The 23,007-nt window shown below is 70.8% G+C and carries 21 protein-coding genes; 11 read left to right on the top strand and 10 right to left on the bottom strand.

Annotation, left to right across the window (positions count from 1 at the left end; translation table 11 throughout):
- Window positions 1-4: 4 nt before the first annotated feature.
- The 3 genes from IE262_RS22600 to IE262_RS22590 form a co-directional block, all read right to left on the bottom strand.
- Window positions 5-1,060, bottom strand: a complete 1,056-nt coding sequence (locus IE262_RS22600; RefSeq protein ID WP_189876040.1) for an ABC transporter substrate-binding protein — start codon at window positions 1,058-1,060, stop codon at window positions 5-7.
- A gap of 302 nt (window positions 1,061-1,362) precedes the next feature.
- On the bottom strand, window positions 1,363-1,569 hold the full coding sequence (locus tag IE262_RS22595; protein WP_189876037.1) for a DUF397 domain-containing protein: 207 nt from the start codon (window positions 1,567-1,569) through the stop codon (window positions 1,363-1,365).
- 3 nt (window positions 1,570-1,572) lie between these two features.
- Window positions 1,573-2,460 carry a helix-turn-helix domain-containing protein gene (locus IE262_RS22590; protein WP_229877396.1) on the bottom strand — a complete coding sequence of 296 codons (888 nt, stop codon included), beginning with the start codon at window positions 2,458-2,460 and terminating at the stop codon, window positions 1,573-1,575.
- Between the two features lie 162 nt (window positions 2,461-2,622).
- Here IE262_RS22590 and IE262_RS22585 point away from each other — a divergent pair, with 162 nt between their 5' ends.
- Genes IE262_RS22585 through IE262_RS22575 form a run of 3 tightly spaced genes read left to right on the top strand, consistent with a single transcriptional unit; the run spans window position 2,623 to window position 3,738 of the window.
- The gene (locus tag IE262_RS22585) at window positions 2,623-3,093 is read left to right on the top strand and encodes an ATP-binding protein (protein WP_189876035.1); all 471 of its coding nucleotides are present in this window, start codon (window positions 2,623-2,625) and stop codon (window positions 3,091-3,093) included.
- On the top strand, window positions 3,084-3,494 hold the full coding sequence (locus tag IE262_RS22580) for a hypothetical protein (RefSeq protein ID WP_134035817.1): 411 nt from the start codon (window positions 3,084-3,086) through the stop codon (window positions 3,492-3,494). Before IE262_RS22585 ends, IE262_RS22580 begins: the two co-directional genes overlap by 10 nt.
- Window positions 3,487-3,738, top strand: coding sequence for a hypothetical protein (locus tag IE262_RS22575; RefSeq protein ID WP_189876033.1), 252 nt, complete (start codon window positions 3,487-3,489; stop codon window positions 3,736-3,738). The genes IE262_RS22580 and IE262_RS22575 overlap by 8 nt, the downstream gene beginning before the upstream one ends.
- A 49-nt stretch (window positions 3,739-3,787) precedes the next feature.
- Here IE262_RS22575 and IE262_RS22570 read toward each other — a convergent pair whose 3' ends face one another.
- The 4 genes from IE262_RS22570 to IE262_RS22555 are packed head-to-tail and all read right to left on the bottom strand — an operon-like array spanning window position 3,788 to window position 9,479.
- Window positions 3,788-4,948, bottom strand: coding sequence for an acyl-CoA dehydrogenase family protein (locus tag IE262_RS22570; RefSeq protein WP_134035823.1), 1,161 nt, complete (start codon window positions 4,946-4,948; stop codon window positions 3,788-3,790).
- 6 nt (window positions 4,949-4,954) lie between these two features.
- Window positions 4,955-5,935: a hydroxymethylglutaryl-CoA lyase gene (locus IE262_RS22565; RefSeq protein ID WP_189876029.1), complete on the bottom strand. Its 981-nt coding sequence runs from the start codon at window positions 5,933-5,935 to the stop codon at window positions 4,955-4,957.
- A complete protein-coding gene (locus tag IE262_RS22560; protein WP_189876027.1) occupies window positions 5,932-7,851 on the bottom strand; it encodes an acetyl/propionyl/methylcrotonyl-CoA carboxylase subunit alpha in 1,920 nt (639 codons plus the stop codon). Before IE262_RS22560 ends, IE262_RS22565 begins: the two co-directional genes overlap by 4 nt.
- A gap of 11 nt (window positions 7,852-7,862) precedes the next feature.
- The gene (locus IE262_RS22555; protein WP_134035833.1) at window positions 7,863-9,479 is read right to left on the bottom strand and encodes a carboxyl transferase domain-containing protein; all 1,617 of its coding nucleotides are present in this window, start codon (window positions 9,477-9,479) and stop codon (window positions 7,863-7,865) included.
- Window positions 9,480-9,565: 86 nt separating this feature from the next.
- Here IE262_RS22555 and IE262_RS22550 point away from each other — a divergent pair, with 86 nt between their 5' ends.
- The 3 genes from IE262_RS22550 to IE262_RS22540 all read left to right on the top strand — a co-directional run bounded on the left by IE262_RS22550 (window position 9,566) and on the right by IE262_RS22540 (window position 12,769).
- Window positions 9,566-10,177 carry an SACE_7040 family transcriptional regulator gene (locus IE262_RS22550; RefSeq protein ID WP_189876025.1) on the top strand — a complete coding sequence of 204 codons (612 nt, stop codon included), beginning with the start codon at window positions 9,566-9,568 and terminating at the stop codon, window positions 10,175-10,177.
- 427 nt (window positions 10,178-10,604) lie between these two features.
- Window positions 10,605-11,762, top strand: coding sequence for an acyl-CoA dehydrogenase family protein (locus IE262_RS22545; protein WP_189876023.1), 1,158 nt, complete (start codon window positions 10,605-10,607; stop codon window positions 11,760-11,762).
- Between the two features lie 140 nt (window positions 11,763-11,902).
- Window positions 11,903-12,769 (top strand): acyl-CoA thioesterase, encoded by an 867-nt coding sequence (locus IE262_RS22540; RefSeq protein ID WP_134035845.1) that lies wholly within the window; start codon window positions 11,903-11,905, stop codon window positions 12,767-12,769.
- 5 nt (window positions 12,770-12,774) lie between these two features.
- Here IE262_RS22540 and IE262_RS22535 read toward each other — a convergent pair whose 3' ends face one another.
- Together IE262_RS22535 and IE262_RS22530 are read right to left on the bottom strand one after the other, a co-directional pair.
- The gene (locus IE262_RS22535) at window positions 12,775-13,569 is read right to left on the bottom strand and encodes a phosphatase (RefSeq protein WP_189876021.1); all 795 of its coding nucleotides are present in this window, start codon (window positions 13,567-13,569) and stop codon (window positions 12,775-12,777) included.
- 94 nt (window positions 13,570-13,663) lie between these two features.
- Window positions 13,664-15,178: a PucR family transcriptional regulator gene (locus tag IE262_RS22530; RefSeq protein ID WP_189876019.1), complete on the bottom strand. Its 1,515-nt coding sequence runs from the start codon at window positions 15,176-15,178 to the stop codon at window positions 13,664-13,666.
- Window positions 15,179-15,376: 198 nt separating this feature from the next.
- Between IE262_RS22530 and IE262_RS22525 the strand changes: the two genes are divergently transcribed.
- From IE262_RS22525 to IE262_RS22505, 5 genes are all read left to right on the top strand, one after another.
- A complete protein-coding gene (locus tag IE262_RS22525) occupies window positions 15,377-16,846 on the top strand; it encodes a sodium:solute symporter family protein (RefSeq protein WP_189876017.1) in 1,470 nt (489 codons plus the stop codon).
- A 58-nt stretch (window positions 16,847-16,904) separates the two neighbouring features.
- Window positions 16,905-17,927 carry an agmatinase gene (speB, locus tag IE262_RS22520; protein WP_189876015.1) on the top strand — a complete coding sequence of 341 codons (1,023 nt, stop codon included), beginning with the start codon at window positions 16,905-16,907 and terminating at the stop codon, window positions 17,925-17,927.
- Window positions 17,924-19,612 carry a thiamine pyrophosphate-binding protein gene (locus tag IE262_RS22515; RefSeq protein WP_189876013.1) on the top strand — a complete coding sequence of 563 codons (1,689 nt, stop codon included), beginning with the start codon at window positions 17,924-17,926 and terminating at the stop codon, window positions 19,610-19,612. The genes speB and IE262_RS22515 overlap by 4 nt, the downstream gene beginning before the upstream one ends.
- A gap of 196 nt (window positions 19,613-19,808) precedes the next feature.
- Window positions 19,809-21,299: an FG-GAP-like repeat-containing protein gene (locus IE262_RS22510; RefSeq protein WP_189876011.1), complete on the top strand. Its 1,491-nt coding sequence runs from the start codon at window positions 19,809-19,811 to the stop codon at window positions 21,297-21,299.
- Between the two features lie 166 nt (window positions 21,300-21,465).
- Window positions 21,466-22,086, top strand: coding sequence for a DUF7691 family protein (locus tag IE262_RS22505; protein WP_189876009.1), 621 nt, complete (start codon window positions 21,466-21,468; stop codon window positions 22,084-22,086).
- 95 nt (window positions 22,087-22,181) lie between these two features.
- Here IE262_RS22505 and IE262_RS22500 read toward each other — a convergent pair whose 3' ends face one another.
- Entirely contained in the window at window positions 22,182-22,985 is an 804-nt protein-coding gene (locus IE262_RS22500) for an endonuclease I family protein (protein WP_134035869.1), read from the bottom strand.
- Between the last annotated feature and the right edge of the window lie 22 nt (window positions 22,986-23,007).

The raw sequence follows: 23,007 nt of genomic DNA, 5'->3' as shown, positions 1-23,007 counted from the left end.
GCACTCAGCTGACCTTCTTGGCGTTCTCGATGGCCTCGGCGAGGTTTTCGAGCAGCGGCAGGCACTTGTCGTAGGAGAGGATCGGCTCCGGGTCACGCGCGATGACCTGCCCTGCCTTCACCGCGGGCAGCTTCTTCCAGGTGGCCTCGGTGATGTCGTCCGGCTGGATCGCCGAGGAGCGGTTGTCCATCATGATGATGTCCGCGTCGTACTTGTCGGCGTTCTCCCAGCTCAGGTTCTCGAACCAGCCGCCGCTCGCCTTGAGGGTCGAGGCGGGGGGCTCGACCAGGTTCACGCCGAGGGCCTTGAAGTACTCCAGGTCGATGGAGAGGTTCGAGCCGGAGACGTAGAAGATGTCCTGGGCGGCCGAACCCGCCAGCACCTTGATGCCGGGCTTGGCCTTGGCGGCGGCGCGCAACCGGGCGGCGGCGTCCTCGAAGCGCTTCTTGGCCGTGGTGACCTTCTCCGCCTTCACGTCGGCGCCGAGGGACTCGGCGAGCTCCAGCATGCGCCGCAGCGGCTCGGTCAACTGGCGGTCGAACACCGAGATGCCGACGCTCGGGACGTCGAGGGCGAGGATCTTCTCCTTGGACTCCTCGGGCACGTACCAGAGGGTGCCCGCGTCGTCGAACATCGTCGTGAGGAGCGCGTCGGGGGCGAGGGCCGCGTACTTCTCGATGTTGAACTGGCCCCACTCGTTGCCGAGAACGGTCACCTTGCTGATGTCGAGGTCGCCGGCCTGGACGTCGGCCTTGCCGTCCTTCGTCCTCGTCGGGCCGAAGACGCCCTTGACGTCGATCCCGTAGTCGTGCAGCGCGGCGGCGACGCCGACGAACGCGACGATGTTCGTCGGGATACGGTCCGCCTTCGCGGTCTCGCCGCGGTCGTCCTTGAAGGACCAGGGACCGGACTTCGCCGCGGCCGTCTCCGTGCCTTTGCTCGAACCACCGCTGCCGGCGTCTTCGTCACCGCAGGCGGCGAGCACGGAGCCGAGACCGAGGGCACCGCCGGCGGCCAGGATGCCGCGGCGGGTCGGGTGGGTGGCACGGGCGTGGGACATGAGTGGCTGCTTTCGAACAGGGCGGGATCGCCCGGGAACAGGTTCGAAGGTAGGTTAGCCTAACCTCAGTGATTGTCCAGGGGGTGTGGTGCCATTCGAGGTTGAGCGGTGACTTTCCATGGGTGATTGGCAGGTGTCGGCCACCAGGGGTCCAAGCCGGGCCTGGTGAGGCGCCTCGGTGCTGGCCAAGAACTGCCAATTGCCGATCTGCGTCACGGCCGCAGGTGCACCGCCCGTCGGGTCATGCACCGCTCGACCTCGAAGACCCGCCCCCTTGGTTCACGCCAGGGATGACGGGACCGTCACTGCGGCACTGATTCCTTTGTTGCCGGCGAGCGTGCTGCGAGCGCCGTGAAGTGGGTCCAGGCGGTGGGGGTGAGGCGGAGTATGGGGCCGTCGGGGTTCTTGGAGTCGCGTATGGCGATGGTGTGGGGGATGTTGCGGGCGACTTCGATGCATTCGCCTCCTGTGTTGCTGTAGCTGGACTTCATGAAGTCGAACTCGGGCACGGATCACATCTCCTGGCGAATGGTGTCAATCAGTAGAGCTGAGTCGTGCTGGGCGAGGCTCAGCCGGGCCGTACGGTCGAAGAACGCGCTGTGTGCGGCGCTTTCGGCCTCGTTTTCCACCCACACGGTAGACGCGATGGTGTCGGCGTGGACCACGTCCACAGCTTCAGTTTCGGCGAACGAGATGATCGTGAACGGTCCCGTGATGCACGGGTGACCGCCTGCGCGGAACGGAAGTACTTGCAGACGTACGTTCGGGAGCTCGGCCAGCTCCAACAGCCGCTTCAGTTGGGCGCGCATCGTCTCTGGGCCTCCGATCAACTGCCGTAGCGCCGCTTCCCAGATGACGGCGTACACCTGAAGTGGGCGCTCATCGTGCAGGCGTTCCTGGCGGCGCATACGGATCTCGACGAGGCGCTCGATGTCGTCGGGGTCCTCCCACACCCCCGCGCCTTCACTGACCGCAAGTGACCGGGCGTACTCGGCAGTCTGGAACAGGCCAGGGATCAGGGAGAGTTGCCAGGTGTGCACGTGGCTCGCGGCGCCCTCCAGCGCGATGTACTCGGAGAGTGTCCCCGGGTGGGGCGATTCCTGCCACCACCCCTTGGCCTTGCGGCGCTCGCGGTCCAGCCTGGCCAGGTCCAGGAGCCTGGCGAGTGTCTTTGGGTCGTCCAGGCCGTAGAACTCGCACAGCACCCGAATGTCCGGGTCTCGCATCGGCACCCAGCCGCGCTCCATCTTCACGATCTTTGTGCCGGTCGCGTTGATCGACTCGGCGGCTTGCTGCTGAGTCTTCCCTGCGGCGTCACGCAGCCGCAGCAACTCGCCACCGAGCCTGCGTCCCAAGACTGTTGACGCTCGGTTTCCTGCGGATTGGGCTGATCGCTTCACCGTCACAGTCTGTCGTGGAAGCGTCACCAAGTCGACAGGCTTCACGCTTTGGGGAAGAACTTCCCCGAGTTGATTGCCTTCGGGGTGAGCTTCTCGCTACGGTCAGTTCTCAGTCGCTCACTCAGCGGCATCACGCCTGACCGCCATGGAGGTGGCCGCACTATGCCAGAACCCGCCCCCAACCCCGCCCCCGATCCCGTCCTCCACGAAGACCGCCTCGACTACACCCCCGTCCTCCGAAGCGTCACCCTCGCCCGTCGCCGTACCGCTCGACTGGTCGCCGAATGGGGGCACCCCGGCGTCGCCGGGGACGTGGCCCTCGTGGTGTGCGAGTTGGCCACCAACGCCCTGCTGCACGGCAGCCTGAGGGGCCGCCTCATCCGCGTAAGGCTCGCCGCCACGGCCGCCACACTCCGTGTCGAGGTCAGCGATCCGCGAGGCGACCGGCTCCCCGAGGCCCGTAAGCCCGAGGACACGGAGCAGTTCGGGCGGGGGCTGCTGCTGGTCGAGGCGCTGGCCGATCGCTGGGGGCACCGGCCCCGCACCGTCGGCAAGACCGTTTACGCGGAGTGGGACCTGATCGCGACGTCCGTTCAGCTCGTGGACGGGAAGGAGCGACGGGAATGGCGCTAGCGTGGGCACGTGCCGGAAGGGCGCTGGACGAGCAGAAGGGACGGCCGATGACCATGCCGTACGCGGACGAGGACGGTCCGGTCATCCCTCGACCCGAGCTCACGCTGCCGGCCCTGAGGCAGGCTGTCGCCACGGTCGCCCCGTCCCGGCTGCCCGAGTTCTTCGAGGACCTGCAGAAGGCGTTCGTGAGAGCCGGGGACGAGGACAGCGTCGTACCGATCCGGATGTTCTACCGGCAGTGGGCCGTCGTTGTGGAGATCGAGCGCCACCCCAAGACCGCGCATCGTCTGCACGCCGCTGAGCAGGCCATCAGCAGCCCGGACCCCGCTGTGCGGGACCGTGCGATCCGTGAGGCCGGTGACATCGTGCGCGCGGCGCATCGCGAGGTCGCCGGTGGCTGACTGGCGCTGGGAGCCGTTCTGCGACGATCTGCTGGACGGCCTTCCCGAGGCCGCCCGCACCGAGACCGAGCGGCTGGCCAACGAAATCGCCGTACGTGAGTCCATGGTCTTTCTGGAAGGGGCCGCCTACACCGGACCGGGGCCCGGTGTGCGGACCGAGAGCCGAGGTCTGCTCATGCTCACCTACCTGACGGACGTGCGGGGGGAGCGGATCGTCGTGGTGCAGGTGAGCTGGTTCGACTGACCCCGGCCGTGGCGGAAACGCAGGCCGATGGAGAAGAACGGGGGCGGTGTCAGCCCGCCAGCCCCAACTCCCTCGCGATCAGCATCCGCTGGACCTCACTGGTCCCTTCCCCGATCTCCAGGATCTTGGAGTCGCGCCACATGCGGGCCACCGGGTACTCGTTCATGAAGCCGTAGCCGCCGTGGATCTGGGTGGCGTCGCGGGCGTTGTCCACCGCGATCGTCGACGAGTACAGCTTCGCCAGGGCCGCCTCCTTCTTGAAGGGTTCCCCGGCGAGCAGGCGGCTTGCCGCGTCGCGCCAGGCCAGGCGGGACGTGTGGGCCTTCATCTCCATGTCGGCGATCTTGAACTGGATGGCCTGGTTAGCTCCGATGGGACGGCCGAAGGCCTGGCGCTCCTTCGCGTACTTCACCGACTCGTCCACGCAGCCCTGCGCCAGGCCCGTCGCGAGGGCCGAGATCGCGATGCGGCCCTCGTCGAGGATGCGCAGGAACTGGGCGTAGCCCCGGCCGAGTTCGCCGAGCAGGTTCTCCGCCGGGACCCGTACGTCCGAGAAGGACAGCTCGCGGGTGTCCGAGGCGTTCCAGCCGACCTTGGAGTACGGTGCCGCGACCGTGAAGCCCGGTGTGCCGGACGGGACGATGATCGAGGAGATCAGGGGCTTGCCGTCCGGCTTGCGGCCCGTCACCGCCGTCACCGTGACCAGGCCCGTGATGTCCGTGCCCGAGTTGGTGATGAAGCACTTCGTGCCGTTGATCACCCACTCGTTCGTCTCCGGGTCGAGCCTCGCCGTCGTGCGTGTCGCGCCCGCGTCCGAGCCGCCGTCCGGTTCCGTCAGGCCGAAGGCGCCCAGGATCTCGCCCGAGCACAGGCGGGGGAGCCACTGCTGTTTCTGGGCCTCGGTGCCGAAGAGGTGGATCGGCATCGCGCCCAGTGACACGCCTGCTTCCAGCGTGATCGCCACCGACGAGTCCACCCGCGCCAGCTCCTCCAGCGCGAGGCCCAGCGCCAGGTAGTCGCCGCCCATGCCGCCGTACTCCTCGGGGAACGGCAGCCCGAAGAGCCCCATGCGGCCCATCTCGCGCACGATCTCGTACGGGAACTCATGGCGCTCGTAGAAGTCGCCGATCTTGGGGGCCACGACGTCGTGCGCGAACTCCTCCACCGTGCGGCGGAGTTCTTCCAGTTCCGGGGAGAGCTTGTGGTCCATCGGTCGTCACTGCTCCTTGTGGGAGTCTTCGGAAGCGGCGGGCGCTTCGGAGTCCTTGTGGGTGAGGGCTCGTACGGTGCGGGAAGGGCTGGGTCGGCCCAGTTGGTCGGCCATCCACACGCTGGTGGCGGTGAGACGGCCGAGGTCGACTCCCGTGTGGATGCCGAGGCCCCGCAGCATCCACACGAGGTCCTCGGTGGCGAGGTTGCCGGTCGCGGACTTCGCGAACGGGCAGCCGCCGAGGCCGCCCGCCGACGCGTCGATGGTGGTCACGCCGTGCTGGAGCGCCGCCAGGGTGTTGGCGAGCGCCTGGCCGTACGTGTCGTGGAAGTGCACGCCGATCGCCGAGGTCGGCACGCCCTCCTCGTTCAGCTCGGACAGCAGGTCCAGAACGTGGCCCGGGGTGGCCACGCCGATCGTGTCGCCGAGGCTCAGCTCGTCGCAGCCGAGGTCCATCAGGGCCTTCGACACCCGTACGACCTGGTGGACGGGGACCGGGCCCTCCCAGGGGTCGCCGAAGCACATCGACAGATAGCCGCGCACCCGCATCCGCTCGTCCTTCGCGCGCCGCACCACCGGCTCGAACATGGCCAGCGCCTCGTCCACCGTCCGGTTCAGATTGGCCTTCGCGAAGGACTCCGTGGCGCTGGCGAAGACCGCGACCCGCCGCGCGCCGAGCGCCATGGCGCGGTCCAGGCCGCGCTGGTTCGGCACGAGGACGGGGAGGGCCACCGGGAGGTCGCTCACCAGCGGGAACAGCTCTTCGGCGTCCGCCAGTTGGGGCACCCACTTCGGGTGGACGAAGCTGGTGGCCTCGATCGTGGACAGGCCCGCGTCGGCCAGCCGGTGGATGAACTCCGCCTTGACCGCCGTCGGCACGGTCGCCTTCTCGTTCTGCAGGCCGTCCCGCGCGCCGACCTCGTGGATCGTGACGCGGGCGGGCAGATCCATGGCCGGTACGGCCATGGGGAGTCCTTCGACGGTCATTCCGTCACCTCCTCGTGCGGCTCGATCACGGCCAGCACCTGGTCCATGGCGACCGTCGTGCCCGGTGAGACGTCCAGTTCGGCGACCGTTCCGGCGTGCGGCGCGGAGATGACGTGCTCCATCTTCATCGCCTCCACGACCAGCAGACTCTGACCGGCGGTCACCTCGTCGCCCACGGCCACCTTCACGACGGTCACCGTGCCGGGCATGGGCGCGGTGAGCGAGTCGACGCCGCCCGCGTGGGCCCCGGTGAGCGAGGCGGCCACCGGGTCGTGGTCCCGTACGTGCCACGCGTCGCCGTCGCGGCCCAGCCAGTCGGCGGCGCGGTGGAAGGTGTGGCGGACGCCGTCGAGCGTCACGGACACCTGGTCGTCGGTGACGGTGTGGGTGCCGTGCGGGGTGTGCGCCACGGGGTCGCCGAGGGCTCGCAGAGGGAAGGTCACGGGCCGGGGCTCCCCGCCGAGGCGCCAGCCGCTCGGCATGGAGAAGGGGTCCGTCCAGCCCTCGCCGCGGGGTCGCAGGGCGTCCAGGCGTACGGCTGCCGCCGCCTCGTAGACCTCGGCCGGTACGTCCGCCGGGACCAGCCCGTCGACCTCCCGCTCCACCAGTCCCGTGTCCAGTTCGCCCGCGACCACCGCCGGATGGGCCAGCAGCCGCCGCAGGAACCCGGCGTTGGTCTGCACGCCCAGGGTGACCGTCTCCGTGAGGGCGGCGCGCAGCCTGCGCAGGGCGGTCGCGCGGTCGGGGCCGTGGGCGATGACCTTGGCGAGCATCGGGTCGTACAGGCTGCCGACCTCGGTGCCCTCGCTGAGCCCGGAGTCCGTGCGGATGCCGTCGCCCCGGGGCTCGTGCAGCCGCAGCACCGTGCCGCCGGACGGCAGGAACCCGCGCGCCGGGTCCTCGGCGCAGACACGGGCCTCGATCGCGTGCCCGGAGAGGGTGATGTTCTCCTGGCCGAAGGCGAGCTTCTCGCCCGCCGCCACCCGCAGCTGCCACTCCACCAGGTCCAGGCCCGTCACCAGCTCGGTCACCGGGTGCTCGACCTGGAGGCGGGTGTTCATCTCCATGAAGTAGTACGACGAGGGGTCCCCGCCCGGGACGATGAACTCGACCGTGCCCGCGCCCCGGTAGCCGCAGGAGCGGGCCGCCTGGACGGCCGCCTCGCCCATGGCCGCGCGGGTCGCGGAGTCGAGAAGCACGCTGGGCGCCTCCTCGATGATCTTCTGGTGACGGCGCTGGAGGGAGCACTCGCGCTCGCCCAGGTGCACCACGTTCCCGTGCCCGTCGGCCAGGACCTGGATCTCGATGTGCCGGGGGCGGTCGATCCAGCGCTCGACAAGGAGGGTGTCGTCGCCGAAGGAGGCGCGGGCCTCGCGGCGGGCGGCGGCGATCTCCTCGTCCAGCACGGACAGGTCCCGTACCAGCCGCATGCCCTTGCCGCCGCCGCCGGCGGAGGGCTTGAGCAGCACGGGCGCACCCAGATCCCGTGCCGCCTCGGCCAGTTCGGGGTCACGTCCGCCGGGGACGACCGGGACTCCGGCCGCCTTCACCGTTTCCTTGGCGCGGATTTTGTCGCCCATCAGGGCGATGGCCTCCGCGGGCGGCCCGATGAAGACCAGCCCCGCGTCGACGCAGGCCCGCGCGAAGGCGGCGTTCTCCGCGAGGAAGCCGTACCCGGGATGGATGGCCCGCGCCCCGGTACGCGCCGCCGCCCCCAGGATCCGCTCCACGGACAGATAGCTCTCGGCCGCCGGCGCCGGGCCGATCCGTACGGCGGTGTCGGCCTCGCGCACATGGCGTGCGTCGGCGTCCGCGTCGGAGAAGACCGCCACCGAGCGCACGCCCAGCGAGCGAAGCGTACGGATCACACGGACGGCGATCTCGCCCCGGTTGGCCACGAGCACTGTGTCGAACATGGGTCCCCTCCTCACATCCGGAAGACGCCGAAGCGGGGCTCGCCCAGCGGCGCGTTGGCGCACGCCGTCAGAGCCAGGCCCAGCACCTGCCGGGTCTCCATCGGGTCGATCACGCCGTCGTCCCAGAGGCGGGCCGTCGCGTAGTAGGCGTTCCCCTGGCGCTCGTACTGGTCGCGGATCGGGGCCTTGAAGGCCTCCTCGTCCTCCGCCGGCCAGTCCTCCCCGCGCGCCTCCAACTGGTCCCGCTTGACCGTGGCGAGGACCGACGCCGCCTGCTCGCCGCCCATGACCGAGATCTTGGCGCCCGGCCACATCCACAGGAACCGCGGCGAGTACGCCCGGCCGCACATCGAGTAGTTGCCCGCGCCGTACGAGCCGCCGATCACCACCGTGAGCTTCGGTACGCGCGTGCAGGCCACCGCCGTCACCATCTTGGCGCCGTGCTTGGCGATGCCGCCCGCCTCGTAGTCCCGTCCGACCATGAACCCGGAGATGTTCTGGAGGAACACCAGCGGGATGCCGCGCTGGTCGCACAGCTCGATGAAGTGGGCGCCCTTCTGGGCCGACTCGGAGAAGAGGATGCCGTTGTTGGCGACGATCCCGACCGGGTGGCCGTGGATACGGGCGAAGCCGGTGACCAGGGTCTGCCCGAACTCGGACTTGAACTCGGCGAACCGCGAGCCGTCCACCACGCGCGCGATGACCTCGCGTACGTCGTACGGGGTGCGGGAGTCGACCGGGACCGCGCCGTAGAGCCCGTACGGGTCCACCTTCGGTTCGACGGCCGGCTCGACCGGCCAGGGCAGGGGCCCGCGTGCGGGGAGGGTGGAGACGATCGTGCGCACGATGCGCAGCGCGTGCGCGTCGTCCTCCGCGAGGTGGTCCGTGACACCCGACACACGCGCGTGGACCTCGCCGCCGCCGAGCTCCTCGGCGGTCACGACCTCGCCGGTCGCGGCCTTCACCAGGGGCGGGCCGCCGAGGAAGATCGTGCCCTGGCCGCGCACGATCACCGCCTCGTCGCTCATCGCCGGAACGTACGCGCCTCCGGCGGTGCAGGACCCGAGGACCGCGGCGATCTGCGGAATCCCCGCCCCCGACATACGGGCCTGGTTGTAGAAGATCCGCCCGAAGTGCTCGCGGTCGGGGAAGACCTCGTCCTGCATCGGGAGGAACGCGCCGCCGGAGTCGACGAGGTAGACGCAGGGGAGGCGGTTCTCCAGCGCCACCTCCTGCGCGCGCAGGTGCTTCTTCACCGTCATCGGGTAGTACGTGCCGCCTTTGACGGTGGCGTCATTGGCGACGATCACGCACTCACGCCCGCTGACGCGCCCGATCCCGGCGATGACTCCGGCGGCCGGGGCCTGCCCGTCGTACATCCCGTCGGCCGCCAGCGGGGCCAGCTCCAGGAACGGCGAGCCGGGGTCGAGGAGCGTGTCGACGCGGTCGCGTGGCAGCAGCTTTCCGCGCGCGGTGTGGCGGGCGCGCGCCTTCTCCCCGCCGCCGAGCCGGGCGGCGGCCAGTTTGGCGCGCAGCTCCTCGCCCAGCGCGCGGTGCGCCGCCTCGTTGGCCCGCCAGGCCTCCGACGCGGGGTCTGCCGCGGTCGTCAGCTCCGGTGCCTGGTGCATCCTGCGGTCCCCTCACCCTGTTAATGAGCGTTAACGCATTTCCTTCAGGTTAACGACCGCTAACCTCCCTGTCTAGAATCGATCCCATGGCCACGCGAACCGACGCCCCCACCCGCCGTGAGCAGATCCTCAAGGAGGCCGCCCGGCTCTTCGCCGAACGCGGGTTCCACGGGGTGGGTGTCGACGAGATAGGGGCCGCCGTCGGGATCAGCGGTCCCGGTCTCTACCGGCACTTCCCGGGCAAGGACGCGATGCTCGCGGAGCTTCTGGTGGGCATCAGCGGGCAGTTGCTGACCGGGGGGAAGCGGCGGGTTGCCGAGGCGGCGGGGGGTGCGGAGGGTGCGGAGGCGGTCCTCGACTCGCTCATCGAGGGGCACATCGACTTCGCGCTCGACGACCGTCCCCTCATCACCCTGCACGATCGTGAGCTGGACCGCCTCCGGGACAGTGACCGCAAGCTCGTCCGGCAGCTTCAGCGGCAGTACGTGGAGCTGTGGGTGGAGGTGGTGCGGGAGGTGTATCCGGGGTTGACCGAGCCTGCCGCCCGGTCGGCGGTGCACTCGGTGTTCGGGCTGCTGAACTCGACTCCGCATCTGGGGCGACCGGGGTCGCTTCCCGGGCGGGGGGACACGGCGGCGCTGCTGCATCGGATGGCTCGGGGGGCGTTTGCGGCGGCGGGGTCGCCTGCGGCGGGCTGAGCGGTGGGGGTGGGGTGGGGTGGCGTGCGGCGTCGGGTGCGGCTGGGGTTTTTTCCTCGCCCCCGCCGCCCCTGCCCGTCCCATCCCGGGGGCTCCGCCCCCATGCCCCCGTGGGGGGGGGTGTCTGGGGTGGGTGAGTTGTGTGCGGGCCGGTGGGGGCTGGTCGCGCCCACGCGGCGGAGCCGCATATCGATACAGCCCCGCGCCCCTTTTGGCCTTGCGGCCTCGTCCTCGAACGCCGGACGGGCGGTGTGGCGTGATGAGCGTTACGGGACTGGCGGTCTGGACGAGTGTTCGTACTCGCCGGTACGGTGGCTGAGCAAGCGCTTAGCCGAGTCGGACCGCGACCATCAATTGAGGAACCCGGACGGCGAGCAACCAGGTACGCGAGAGCGGCGCCGGTTTAGGCGCAAAGGAGGGCGGCGGCGTGCGCCGTACGGTGTTCAACGAGGATCACGAGGCGTTCCGGGAGACCCTTCGGGCCTTCATCGAGGCCGAGGTCGTCCCCGTTTACGACGAGTGGCTCGCCGCCGGCCAGGCGCCGCGCGACTTCTACTACAAGCTCGCCGACCTCGGCGTCTTCGGCATCCGTGTCGACGAGGAGTACGGCGGCGCGGGCATCGACTCGTACAAGTTCGAGGCCGTGGTGTACGAGGAGACCGCCCGCGCGGGCGTGACCTTCGGCGGCTCGGGCGTGCACGTGCTGCTCGGCCTGCCGTACATCAAGATGCTCGCCAGCGACGAGCAGAAGAAGCGCTACCTGCCGAAGTTCGTCACCGGCGAGGAGATGTGGGCCATCGCGATGACCGAGCCGGGCACCGGCTCCGACCTCGCGGGCATGAAGACCACCGCCAAGCTCAGCGAGGACGGGACGCACTACGTCCTCAACGGCGCCAAGACCTTCATCACCGGCGGTGTGCACGCCGACCGCGTGATCGTCTGCGCCCGGACCTCCGCCCCGAGCGCCGAGGACCGCCGCCACGGCATCTCCCTCTTCGCCGTGGACACCAAGTCCGAGGGCTATTCCGTCGGGCGGAAGCTCGACAAGCTGGGACTGAAGACCTCCGACACGGCCGAACTGGCCTTCGTCGACGTCAAGGTGCCCGCCGAGGATCTCCTCGGTGAGGAGAACAAGGGCTTCCACTACCTCGGCCACAATCTGGCCTCCGAGCGCTGGGGCATCGCCTTCGGCGCGTACGCGCAGGCCAAGGCGGCCGTCCGGTTCGCCAAGGAGTACGTGAAGGACCGCGTCGTCTTCGGTCAGCCGGTCGCCCACTTCCAGAACACCAAGTTCGAACTGGCCGCCTGCCAGGCCGAGGTGGACGCGGCGGAAGCCGTCGTCGACCGGGCACTGGAGGCCCTGGACGCGGGTGAGCTCACCCCCGCCGAGGCCGCGAGCGCCAAGCTGTTCTCCACCGAGGTCGCACACCGCGTCATCGACCGCTGCCTCCAGCTGCACGGCGGCTACGGCTTCATGAACGAGTACCCGATCGCCCGCCTGTACGCGGACAACCGCGTCAACCGCATCTACGGCGGCACCAGTGAGATCATGAAGTCGATCATCGCGAAGGACATGGGCCTCTAGAACCGGCTCCTGGAACCAGGCTCCTGGAACCAGGCTGCTCCTGAGACCGGGCTCCGCCGCCGCGTGTGATGTTCAACCGATCTCTACTCGGCGGTAACACTCCGCGGCCTGCTGTAACACGGGGCTGGCAGACTCGCGGCATGAGTCAGGCACCACTGCAGTCTCTCCTCGATCTGCTCGACCTCGAACAGATCGAGGAGAACATCTTCCGCGGCCAGTCCCGGCCCGGCGTCGTCCCCCGCGTCTTCGGCGGACAGGTCGCGGCCCAGGCGCTCGTCGCCGCCGGGCGGACGGTCCCCGAGGACCGTCTCGCCCACTCCCTCCACGCGTACTTCCTGCGCGTCGGCGACGCCGGCGCGCCCATCGTCTACACCGTCGACCGCATGAACGACGGCCGCTCCTTCACCACGCGCCGCGTCGTCGCGGTCCAGCACGGGCAGCCGATCTTCGCCCTGTCGGCGTCCTTCCAGCGGTACGAGGAAGGGCTCGACCACCAGGCGCCGATGCCGCCCGCGCCCGATCCGGAGACCCTGCCCGCCGCCGAGGAGCGGCTGCCCGCGTACGGTCTCGATCCCCGGGTCGTGGACAAGCTCCTGGAGGCGCGGGCCGGCGTCGACGTCCGCTATGTCGACGACCCGCCCTACGGCCGGTACGGCCGGCCGCGCGAACCGCGCTCCCAGGTGTGGTTCCGCACCAACGGCAAGCTCGACGACGACCCCCTCCTGCACGTCGTCCTCGCCACCTACGTCTCCGACATGACGCTCCTGGACTCCATCCTGCTCGCGCACGGGCGCGGCGGCTGGGCCGTCGGGGACGTCGTCGGGGCCTCGCTCGACCACGCGATGTGGTTCCACCGGCCGTTCCGGGCCGACGAATGGCTCCTGTACGACCAGGAGTCACCGTCCTCGTCCGCCGGGCGCGGGCTCGGCCAGGGCCGCATCTACACCCAGGACGGACAGCTGGCGATCTCGGTGATCCAGGAGGGGGTCGTACGGGTCCCGAGGTGAGCCCGTCAGTCCTGGACGAGGCCCGCCTGGTCCAGCAGGTACGCCGTCATCGGGTCGTAGTGGCGCGGGCTCACCACATGGTCGTCCAGCGGGACCACGACCTGGACGGTGCCCTCGGACTCGGCGAGGAAGAGCGCCGGGTCGTTGCAGTCCGCGTAGCCGACGGAGTCGACGCCGTGCTGCCCCGCGTAGCCGGCCCAGCCGTGGTCGGCCACGACCAGGTCGGGCAGCGGGCGGCCCTCGCGCTCCAGGCCCGTGAGGATGGCCTTCATCGGCTCGCCCGAGTGGGTGTGCCAGAGGGTGGCACCGTGTTCGAGGACGGCCACGTCGGCGAACTGCATCACGTACCCCTCCTCCGTCTGGAGACCGTCCGGGATCACCACGATCTCGCAGCCCGCGGCCCGCAGCGCGGCGGCCGTGGCGCGGTGCACGTCGAGCAGGCCGCCGGGGTGGCCGGTGGCGAACAGGACGCGCTGCTCGCCGTCCGCCGCCTTGCGCAGCCGCGCCGCCATGCGCTCCAGCGCGGACACTGTCAGCTCGGGGTCGATGGTGTCCTGCCCGTAGCGGTGCTCCGCGTCGTCGTTCACTCCGACGCGCTCCGCCATCACCGCGAGGACGTCCTGCTCGTCGGTCCAGCGGTCGCCGAGTTCCAGGCCCAGCCAGTAGTGGCGGTTGCCGTTGGCCAGCTGGCGGTAGTGGGAGAGATTGTTCTCGCGGGGCGTGGCGACGTCGCCCGCGATACGCGTCCGGACAAGGTGGTCGACGAGTTCGGCGCGGCTGGGGGTCCCGGATATCGGCATGGCACCCATTGTGGGGCAGACGACTGCGCGTGACCCCGACGTCCCGAACGCTGGGACACGGGTCACTCGGTGTTCACCGCCCTTGACGGGCCCCTCAGCGCTGCCGTAGGGCGAACCACAACTCCATGCGCACGTCGGGGTCGTCGAGATCGGCGTCGAGCAGCGCCGCGCACCGCGCGACGCGTTGGCGGACGGTGTTGCGGTGGACGGACAGCGCCACCGCCGTACGGTCCCAACTGCCGTGCAACGACAGCCAGGTACGCAGGGTCTCCGTGAGGGCGGGCGTACCGGCGACGGGCGCGAGGAGGGCGCGGGCGTGGGAGACCGCGTCCTCGGCGGGGACGAGGTCGGCGAGCGCGGGGCGCGCCGCGTGGTGGACCAGCGGTGTGCGGGTGGCACGGGCACGGGCCAGCGCGCGGGCGGCCTGCGTGTCGGCCAGGGCCCACTCACGGGGATCGGCTGGCGCGCTGACCCCGAAGGTCCAGCCCGGCTGCGGGGTCGTCTCGCGGTCGGCCGGGACGAGGACGCGTACGACGTCCCGCGCCAGGTCGACCAGCGGGGAGCCGAGGGCCGCACCGAGCGCGGAGGCCGCCATGGCGTCGGGAGCGTGCGTGTCCGGGCGGGCGGTGTCCGGGCGGGCGTGCACGACGACCCACCGCCCGGCTCCGAGCAGGGGCGCGACCGCCTCCGGCGCGGCTCCCAGCAGCAGCCGCACCAGCGCCGAGGAACGTGCCGCGCCCGCGCCGCTGTGGTGCTCGCCGGTGAGCAGGGAGAGGAGCACGGCGGCGAGAGAGGCGATGATGTGGTCGCCGGGGTCCCGCCGGGGCGCCGCCGCACCGAGCACAAAGCCCTGACCCGCGCCCAGGGCGTAGGCCGCGAGGTGGGTGCCCGCGAGGGTGTCGGTGGCGGAGGAGGGGGAGCCCGGCCGTACGACGCCTGCCAGCTCCGTCAGTGCCGTCCGCGCCGCGTCGCCCGGCTCCCGGCCCGCCGTCGCGAGCTCCGCGCCCTCCGGCCCGTACAGCACCGCCCAGCCGGCCACCCGCCGGGCCAGTTGCCGCAGGACCGCCGGTACCGGGTCCGGGCGGGCCGCCGCCGCGGCCAGGCTCTGCTGGGCCTCCGCCACACGGCGCAGTTCCGCGTGCCGGGCCTGCGCCATCAGCTGCCAGACGGCGCGGGCGACGGCCGCGAAGGTGGTCCGGGGCGGGACCTCGACGAGCGGCAGTTCATGGGTGTCGCAGGCCGCGACCAGCGCACGCGGCACCGTGTCGTGCACGGGCGCGACACCGAAACCCAGCGCGGCACCGCCCGCCGCCACGATCCGGGACACGTAGTCGTCGAAGTAGGTGCCCGAACCGACCGCGTCCGGGATGTGCACCCCGGCCGTCAGCAGCAGCTCGCCGCCCAGCAGATACGGGTACGGGTCCGCCATCTCCGACGTCTGCGCCCAGTGGATCACCGTGCCGGTGTCCGGCGGGCCGGCGATCAGGCGCAGGGCGAGGTCCTCACGGGCCAGCAGCGCCGAGAGGGGGACCGGCGGAGTGGGAGGTACCGCGGGGACTGACGAGGCCACCGGGACCGGCGAGGCCACTGGTACGGACGGGTCCGGCATGGTGGACGTTTCCTCCATCTGCTGGGCGCGGAATGGAGGAAACGTACACTTCAGCGTTGCTTTCCGGCCACCTAGTGTCAGTGCCGACCGGTAGCCGCGGGTACGGGCGGATGTCCCCGCGGCCGGCCACCGGCCGTCCCCCCTCTCCACCCCCACCCCCTGCACGACACGCCACCGAGGTGCGCGAAGGAGACCCGTATGACCATCGACTACACCGTCATCGTCGTCTATCTGGCCGGCATGCTGGCCATGGGCTGGTGGGGCATGCGCCGCGCCCGGTCCAAGAGCGAGTTCCTCGTCGCCGGGCGCCGCCTCGGGCCCGCCATGTACTCCGGGACCATGGCCGCCATCGTCCTCGGCGGAGCCTCCACCATCGGCGGGGTCGGGCTCGGCTACAAGTACGGGCTCTCCGGGGCCTGGATGGTGTTCACCATTGGCCTCGGACTGCTCGCGCTGAGCGTCTTCTTCTCCGCCCGCATCGCCCGCCTCAAGGTCTACACCGTCTCCGAGATGCTCGACCTGCGCTACGGCGGCGGCCGGGCCGGAGTGATCTCCGGCGTGGTCATGTGGGCGTACACCCTGATGCTCGCGGTCACCTCGACGATCGCGTACGCCACGATCTTCGATGTCCTCTTCGACCTGAACCGCACGGTCGCGATCGTCCTCGGCGGCTCGATCGTCGTCGCGTACTCGACCCTCGGCGGCATGTGGTCGATCACCCTGACCGACATGGTGCAGTTCGTCGTGAAGACCGTCGGTGTGCTGCTTCTGCTGCTGCCCATAGCCGTCGTCAAGGCGGGCGGCTTCAGCGAGATGAAGGCCCAGCTGCCGGCCGACTACTTCGCCCCGCTCGGCATCGGCGGCGAGACCATCTTCACCTACGTGCTGATCTATACGTTCGGCATGCTCATCGGGCAGGACATCTGGCAGCGCGTGTTCACCGCGCGCAGTGACAGAACCGCCAAGTGGGGCGGCACGATCGCGGGCACGTACTGCCTGGCGTACGCCCTCGCCGGAGCCGTCATCGGTACGGCGGCCAAGGTGCTCTACCCGAAGCTGGGCAGCGCGGACGACGCCTTCGCGACCATCGTCAAGGACGAACTACCGGTCGGCGTACGCGGACTGGTGCTCGCCGCCGCCCTCGCCGCCGTGATGTCGACCTCCTCGGGCGCCCTCATCGCCTGCGCGACCGTCGCCAACAACGACATCTGGTCCCGGCTGCGCGGAGCCGTCCGCCCCGGAGGCGACCGGGACGCGCACGACGAGGTCAGGGGCAACCGCGCCTTCATCCTCGTCATGGGCGTCGCGGTGATCGGTACGGCCATCGCGATCGACAACGTCGTGGAGGCGCTGACCGTCGCGTACAACCTCCTCGTCGGCGGGCTCCTCGTCCCCATCCTCGGCGGCCTGGTGTGGCGGCGCGGCACGGTGTACGGCGCCCTCGCCTCCGTCGTGGCCGGCGGTCTCGCCGTGGTCGCGCTGATGGCGACGTACGGGATCCTCGCCAACGAGCCCGTCTACTACGGGCTGCTGTCCTCGCTGGCCGCGTACCTGATCGTCTCCCTGGCCACCCCCGCCACCGACGCCGCCGTACTGGCCGCGTGGCGGGAACGGCTGGCGGGCCGCGGCGAGAGCGCCGCCCCGGAACCGACCGCCGTCAGCGCGTAGGACGACCCGTAGTACCCGTAGTTCCAAGCGCACCCGCACCCCCTGGAGAACCCCCTCAATGAGCATCGAGAACGCGGCAACCGGCGGCAGCCACCCCCGCGGCCCCGTCGACTCGTCCCGCATCCCGCGCTACGCCGGGCCCGCGACCTTCGCCCGGCTGCCCCGGCTCGACGAGGTCGGCGGACGTGCCGACGTCGCCGTGGTGGGCGTGCCGTTCGACTCGGGTGTCTCGTACCGGCCGGGCGCCCGGTTCGGCGGCAACGCGATCCGCGAGGCGTCCCGGCTGCTGCGCCCCTACAACCCGGCGCAGGACGCCTCCCCGTTCGCACTGGCGCAGGTGGCGGACGGCGGCGACATCGCCGTCAACCCCTTCGACATCAACGAGGCCGTGGAGACCGTCGAGGCGGCGGCGGACGAACTGCTGGGCACGGGTGCGCGCCTGATGACGCTGGGCGGTGACCACACCATCGCGCTACCGCTGCTGCGCTCGGTGGCGAAGCGGCACGGCCCGGTGGCGCTGCTCCACTTCGACGCCCACCTCGACACCTGGGACACGTACTTCGGCGCCGAGTACACGCACGGGACGCCTTTCCGGCGTGCGGTGGAGGAGGGCATCCTCGACACCGAGGCGCTCTCGCACGTGGGCACGCGCGGGCCGCTGTACGGCAAGCAGGACCTGGATGACGACGCCAGGATGGGCTTCGGCATCGTGACGTCGGCGGACGTGATGCGACGTGGTGTCGACGAGGTGGCCGACCAGCTCCGGCAGCGCATCGGCGACCGCCCGCTCTACATCTCCGTCGACATCGACTGCCTCGACCCGGCCCACGCGCCCGGCACCGGCACCCCGGAGGCGGGAGGCATGACCTCCCGGGAGCTCCTGGAGATCCTGCGCGGGCTGGCGTCCTGCAACCTGGTCTCCGCCGATGTCGTCGAGGTGGCGCCCGCGTACGACCACGCCGAGATCACGTCGGTGGCGGCCTCGCACACGGCGTACGAGCTGACGACGCTCATGTCCCGCCGGATCGCCGGGGAGAAGGCGGCGAAGGTGAAGGCGGCGAAGGCGAAGGCAGTGAAGTGACCCACGACCACGACCTGGTGCTCCGCCCGACGGCGGCGCAGATCTCGGCGGCTCTGAACCCTCCTCCCGCGCGCAACGGCGGAGACCTGGTCGTGGAGACCCTCGCGGGCCTCGGCGCGACCACCGTCTTCGGCCTGCCCGGCCAGCACGCACTGGGTGTGTTCGACGCGCTGCGCCGCTCGGACCTGCGGTACGTGGGCCTGAGGGTGGAGAACAACGCCGGGTTCGCGGCGGACGCGTACGGCCGGATCACCGGCGAGGCCGCGCCGCTGCTGCTGTCGACGGGGCCGGGCGCGCTGATGTCGCTCGCGGCGTTGCAGGAAGCGGCGGCCGCCTCGGCACCCGTGCTGGCCATCAGCAGTCAGGTCCCGAGGGCCGGTCTGGGCGGCGGCCGCCACGGCTACCTGCACGAACTCCCCGACCAGGCCGCCTCCTTCAGGGGCGTCGTCAAATCCGTCCACACGGTCCGTACCCAGTCGCAGATCCCCTCGGCGATCGCCGCCGCCTGGCAGTCGGCGCTGACGGCTCCGCACGGTCCGGTGTGGGTGGAGATCCCCCAGGACGTGCTGCTGGCCACGACCCACCTTCCGGTGGTGACGGCCGTGGACGCGACACCGCACGACCTGCCCCCGCGTCCCGAACTGACGGCGGTGGCGGCGCACCTGCTGTCCCGAGCCGCCCGCCCGGCGATCATCGCGGGCGGGGGAGTCGTACGGGCGGACGCGTCGGGCAAGCTGAGGCAGCTGGCCGAGAAGCTGAACGCCCCCGTGGTCACCACCTTCGGCGGCAAGGGCGCGTTCCCCTGGACGCACCCCCTCTCCCTCCAGTCCTGGCTGGAGGACCGGCACACCACGGACTTCCTTGAGGACGCGGACGTCCTCCTGGTGGTCGGCTCGGGCCTGGGCGAACTGTCCTCCAACTACCACACGTTCACCCCGCGGGGCCGTGTCGTCCAGATCGAGGCCGACCTCGGCAAGCTGGAGTCCAACCACCCGGCCCTTGGCATCCACGCGGACGCGCGACTCGCGCTCCAGGCGCTGCTGGAGACGGTGGAGCCGCGCGAGGACGAGGCGGCGCCGGACCGGGTGCGGGCGGTCCTCGACCGGGTGCGGGCGCGCATCGCCTCCCAGCAACTCACCCTGGAACAGGGCCTGTTGGCGTCCGTACGCAGGGCGCTCCCGTCCCGCTCGCCCTCGTTCTGGGACATGACGATTCTCTCCTACTGGGCCTGGTCCGCCTTCGACGCGAAGGGTCCGGGCACCATGCACTCGGCCCAGGGCGCGGGCGGCCTCGGCTACGCCTTCCCGGCGGCCCTCGGCGCGGCGGCGGCCGACCCGACGCACCCGGTGCTCGCGGTGTCCGGCGACGGCGGGGCCCTGTACTCGATCGCCGAACTGGCCACGGCACGGCAGCACGACCTGAACGTCACCTGGCTGATCATCGACGACGGCGGCTACGGCATCCTGCGCGCGTACATGACCGACGCGTTCGGACAGGCGACGGGCACGGAGCTGGGCCGCCCGGACTTCGTGGCGCTGGCGGAGTCGTTCGGCGTGCCGGGGGTGCGTACGTCTCCCGAGGCGCTGGAGGCCGACCTGGCGAGGGCGCTGTCCGCCCCCGGCCCCTCGGTGGTCGTCCTCCCTGCCGTACTGCGGATGTTCGCGCCCACGCACCTGGGTGACTGAGCCGGGTGCGGGTGCGGGTGCGGGGTGCGGGGTGCGGGGTGCCGCTACCCGTGTGCACGGCATCAGGCGTACGGCTGGTTACACAACAATGACATTCGGGCGTACAACTGGAGGCGCATCTTCCTCGTCGAACTGTGTGGGGGCGCGGCGCGCGGCGCGTGCCGTGTTGAACTCGACCAGTTTGAGAGGCAGTTGTATGTCCCGAGCAGGACGCAGGATCCGTACCGCACGGCTGGGTTCGCCCCTGGCCGCCGCGGTGCTGCTCGCCGGAGGGCTCAGCGCCTGGGCCCTCACCGGAGCCCCGGCCCAGGCCGCCGCCGCGTCGGTGGACGTCGAGGACGACTTCAACGGCGACGGCTACGCCGACCTCGTCATCGGGGCGCCGAACGCCACGGTGTCCGACAAGGCGAAGGCCGGCTACGTGGCCGTCATGTACGGCTCGGCGGACGGGCTGTCCACCGCGAACAAGAAGATCGTGAGCCGTTCGACCAGCGGCATACCCGGCTCCGCCACCGCGAACGAGCGCTTCGGGCTGACCTTCACCAAGGGCGACCTGGACGGCGACGGCTACGGTGACCTGGTGATCGCGGGCGGCGCCGCCGGCTCCGTCGTGATGTGGGGGTCCGCCTCCGGACTCACCGGCGGCACGAACCTCGCCGGGTACGGGCAGGCCCCGCAGGCCGGTGACTTCGACGGGGACGGCAAGACCGACCTCGCGCTGTTCGCCCACAGCACCGTCGCGGGCGACGACCCGCCGAGCGCCAAGGCCGCGCTGTGGAAGGGCCCGGTCTCCCGGACCGGCACGCCCGCCGCCGTGCTCAACATCCTCGACAAGTCCGAGTGGTGGGGTTACGGCGAGGACGACGCCTCGTGCGCCACCGGCAGTGGCTGCGAGGAAGGCCCCGACTCGATCAGCGGGCCGATCCGTTCCGGCGAGGCCGGCGACGTCAACGGCGACGGCAAGGACGACATCGTCCAGTGGGTCTACACCGGCGACGGCACCTGGGGCAGCCGGATGCTGTTGGGCGGCGCGTCGGGCTTCACGAAGTCCTGGGCTCCCGGCGACACCGCGGGGGGCGCGACCCCGGGAATGGGCGTGGGCGACGTGAACGGTGACGGCTACGACGACGTCGTGGTCGGCGGCGACGACTGGAGCGGCAAGGTCCGTGTCGCCTACGGCTCGGCCTCCGGCCCGTCCTCCGCGAACACGAAGTCCTTCGACCAGAGCCTGCCCGGCTTCTACGGCGCGGAGGAGGAGGGCGACGGCCTCGGCGCCGCGGTCTCCGTGGACGACGTGAACGGTGACGGGTACGCCGACATCGCGCTCGGCATCCCCGGCGAGGACTTCAGCGCCCTCACCGACGCCGGTTCGTTCGCCCTGGTGCCCGGCAGCGCCTCCGGCTTCACCGGTACCGGCAGCCAGGTCTTCCACCAGAACACCGAAGGGGTGCCCGGGGTCGCCGAGACGGGCGACAAGTTCGGCGCCGCCACCGCGCTCCTCGACGTCAACGGTGACGGTCACCGTGACATCGCCGTCGCCTCCACCGCCGAGAACAGCGACAACGGCGCGGTCTGGGTGCTGCGCGGCACGTCCACCGGTCTGACCACGACGTCCGCCCTCGCCTTCGGCCCCGGCGACGTGTCCGCGCCCGCCACGGACGCGCTGTTCGGGTACACCCTGCGCTGACCGTCCGTACGCCCGTAACTCCCGTGGCCCCTGACGGAAAGACAGGGGCCACGGCTCGGAGGCCGCGGCTCCGGCTCAGCGGCTACCCACCCCCGTGAACATCCCCGGTCGCCTCATGTGGATCATGGAACGACGATCATGACCGGCGAAGCAGGGGGAGGACTTCATGGGCTACAGCCTCGACATGAGCACCGGTGACATGCGTGAGGTGGTCAGGCTGCTCACCGCGGTGGAACGGACCGCGGACCAGGAGCGGCGCCTCGGGCTCATACGCGAGCAATGCATGCAGACCGACCTCCGCTTACGGGAGCAGGGCATCGCCTTCGGCATCTCCGTGGCGCAGGCGCTGGAAGAACTGATCGAGGGCGTGGTCTCAACGAACGTGTGCCCCGCCTATATGTACGCCTTCCGGCACGTGGTGGCATCGCACTTCTCCGACATCACTGACCTCGGGGTGTGGCGCCAGCCCTCGTGGTTCTTCGCCCTGGGCGACGAACTGGCCCGGTACGGCGTGCCGGTGGACCTCCTGCCGGGCACGTTCCTGTTCAGCGGCCCGCCCCTCCGGCTGCCCCACCCCGGTGACGCCTTCCCGCAGATCGGCATCTTCCCGGCCCAGCGGGCCGCCGAGCTCGCCGGCTCGTACGAGGCCGTCCTCCACCGTCTGGGCCCCGACTACCGTGGCACGGCGGCCAGGTTCGCCGAACTGATGCGGTTCGAGGCCGACGAGTGGGAGAGCGCCCAGAAGACCGGACGGACCCCCGACACGATCTTCTTCTGGTTCCGCTGACGTGACCCGGTGCGGCGGCGTACTCGCCTGAACTCCCCACACCGAGTGGTGAGTTCAGGCGAACACCGGACGGAGGTACGTACGGTGGTACGTCCCTACCAGATCGCCTCCACCCACTCCGGGTGGTCGATGAACGGGTTGCGGTTGCCCTGGTACGAGTTGTAGATGACGTCGTTGCGGCGCTGCTCGAACGAGTCCGGCGGGTCCTCGTCGTTCCACTGCTTCAGGACGGAGAGGCGTCCGTGGAAGGGGACGCTGCCGTTGGTGACGGCGTCGTTGGGCTCCAGGTCGGGCCAGCTGTCGCCGCCCTCGTAGCGCACGGCCATGTAGAGGATCATGCGGGCCACGTCGCCCTTGACCGCGTCACGCGGCTCGAACGAGTTGGAGTCGGTCAGGCTGCCGCCGCTGTTGGTGAAGCTGCTGCCGCCGTTGTCGAAGTCCTTGTTGCCCCGGGTGGAGTTGACCTGGACGTCCTCGGGGCGCAGGTGGTGCAGGTCGGTGCCGGGCCCCGCGGAGGTGCCGAAGTCGCCGTGGGACTGCGCCCACACGTGCTCGCGGTTCCAGTTGCCCACGTTGCCGCCGTTCAGCGACTTGCTGCGGGAGATGCCCGAGTAGAGCAGCTTCACGTTGCTGCTGTTGTTCGGGTCCTGGTCGGTGACCTTCAGCGCCTCCCAGACCGCCGTGTACGAGATCGTCCTCTGGTTCTTGATGATCGTGTGCAGGGAGCCCTTGAGAGCCGTACCGGTCTTGCCGATCGCGCTCGCGTAGTACGTGTCGTCGTACGCGGTCGTCGTCGCGGCGGCGGGCGAGGCGGTTGCCGTCGGCAGGGTGAGACCGGCGAGCAGGGCCGAGGCCGTCAGCGCCAGGATTCTCCGGCGGCGTATGTGCGTGGCGGGCATAGGGGGTGTCCGTTCTACGCGG

The organism is Streptomyces bluensis, assembly GCF_014650715.1.
GTDB lineage: Bacteria > Actinomycetota > Actinomycetes > Streptomycetales > Streptomycetaceae > Streptomyces > Streptomyces bluensis.
This window is presented reverse-complemented; position numbering and strand designations above follow the sequence as displayed.

Coding starts and splice junctions, on each gene's coding strand:
- IE262_RS22600 (WP_189876040.1), bottom strand. CDS start 1,060: ATGTCCCACGCCCGTGCCACCCACCCGACCCGCCGCGGCATCCTGGCC.
- IE262_RS22585 (WP_189876035.1), top strand. CDS start 2,623: ATGCCAGAACCCGCCCCCAACCCCGCCCCCGATCCCGTCCTCCACGAA.
- IE262_RS22580 (WP_134035817.1), top strand. CDS start 3,084: ATGGCGCTAGCGTGGGCACGTGCCGGAAGGGCGCTGGACGAGCAGAAG.
- IE262_RS22570 (WP_134035823.1), bottom strand. CDS start 4,948: ATGGACCACAAGCTCTCCCCGGAACTGGAAGAACTCCGCCGCACGGTG.
- IE262_RS22565 (WP_189876029.1), bottom strand. CDS start 5,935: ATGACCGTCGAAGGACTCCCCATGGCCGTACCGGCCATGGATCTGCCC.
- IE262_RS22560 (WP_189876027.1), bottom strand. CDS start 7,851: ATGTTCGACACAGTGCTCGTGGCCAACCGGGGCGAGATCGCCGTCCGT.
- IE262_RS22555 (WP_134035833.1), bottom strand. CDS start 9,479: ATGCACCAGGCACCGGAGCTGACGACCGCGGCAGACCCCGCGTCGGAG.
- IE262_RS22550 (WP_189876025.1), top strand. CDS start 9,566: ATGGCCACGCGAACCGACGCCCCCACCCGCCGTGAGCAGATCCTCAAG.
- IE262_RS22540 (WP_134035845.1), top strand. CDS start 11,903: ATGAGTCAGGCACCACTGCAGTCTCTCCTCGATCTGCTCGACCTCGAA.
- IE262_RS22535 (WP_189876021.1), bottom strand. CDS start 13,569: ATGCCGATATCCGGGACCCCCAGCCGCGCCGAACTCGTCGACCACCTT.
- IE262_RS22530 (WP_189876019.1), bottom strand. CDS start 15,178: ATGCCGGACCCGTCCGTACCAGTGGCCTCGCCGGTCCCGGTGGCCTCG.
- IE262_RS22525 (WP_189876017.1), top strand. CDS start 15,377: ATGACCATCGACTACACCGTCATCGTCGTCTATCTGGCCGGCATGCTG.
- speB (WP_189876015.1), top strand. CDS start 16,905: ATGAGCATCGAGAACGCGGCAACCGGCGGCAGCCACCCCCGCGGCCCC.
- IE262_RS22510 (WP_189876011.1), top strand. CDS start 19,809: ATGTCCCGAGCAGGACGCAGGATCCGTACCGCACGGCTGGGTTCGCCC.
- IE262_RS22505 (WP_189876009.1), top strand. CDS start 21,466: ATGGGCTACAGCCTCGACATGAGCACCGGTGACATGCGTGAGGTGGTC.
- IE262_RS22500 (WP_134035869.1), bottom strand. CDS start 22,985: ATGCCCGCCACGCACATACGCCGCCGGAGAATCCTGGCGCTGACGGCC.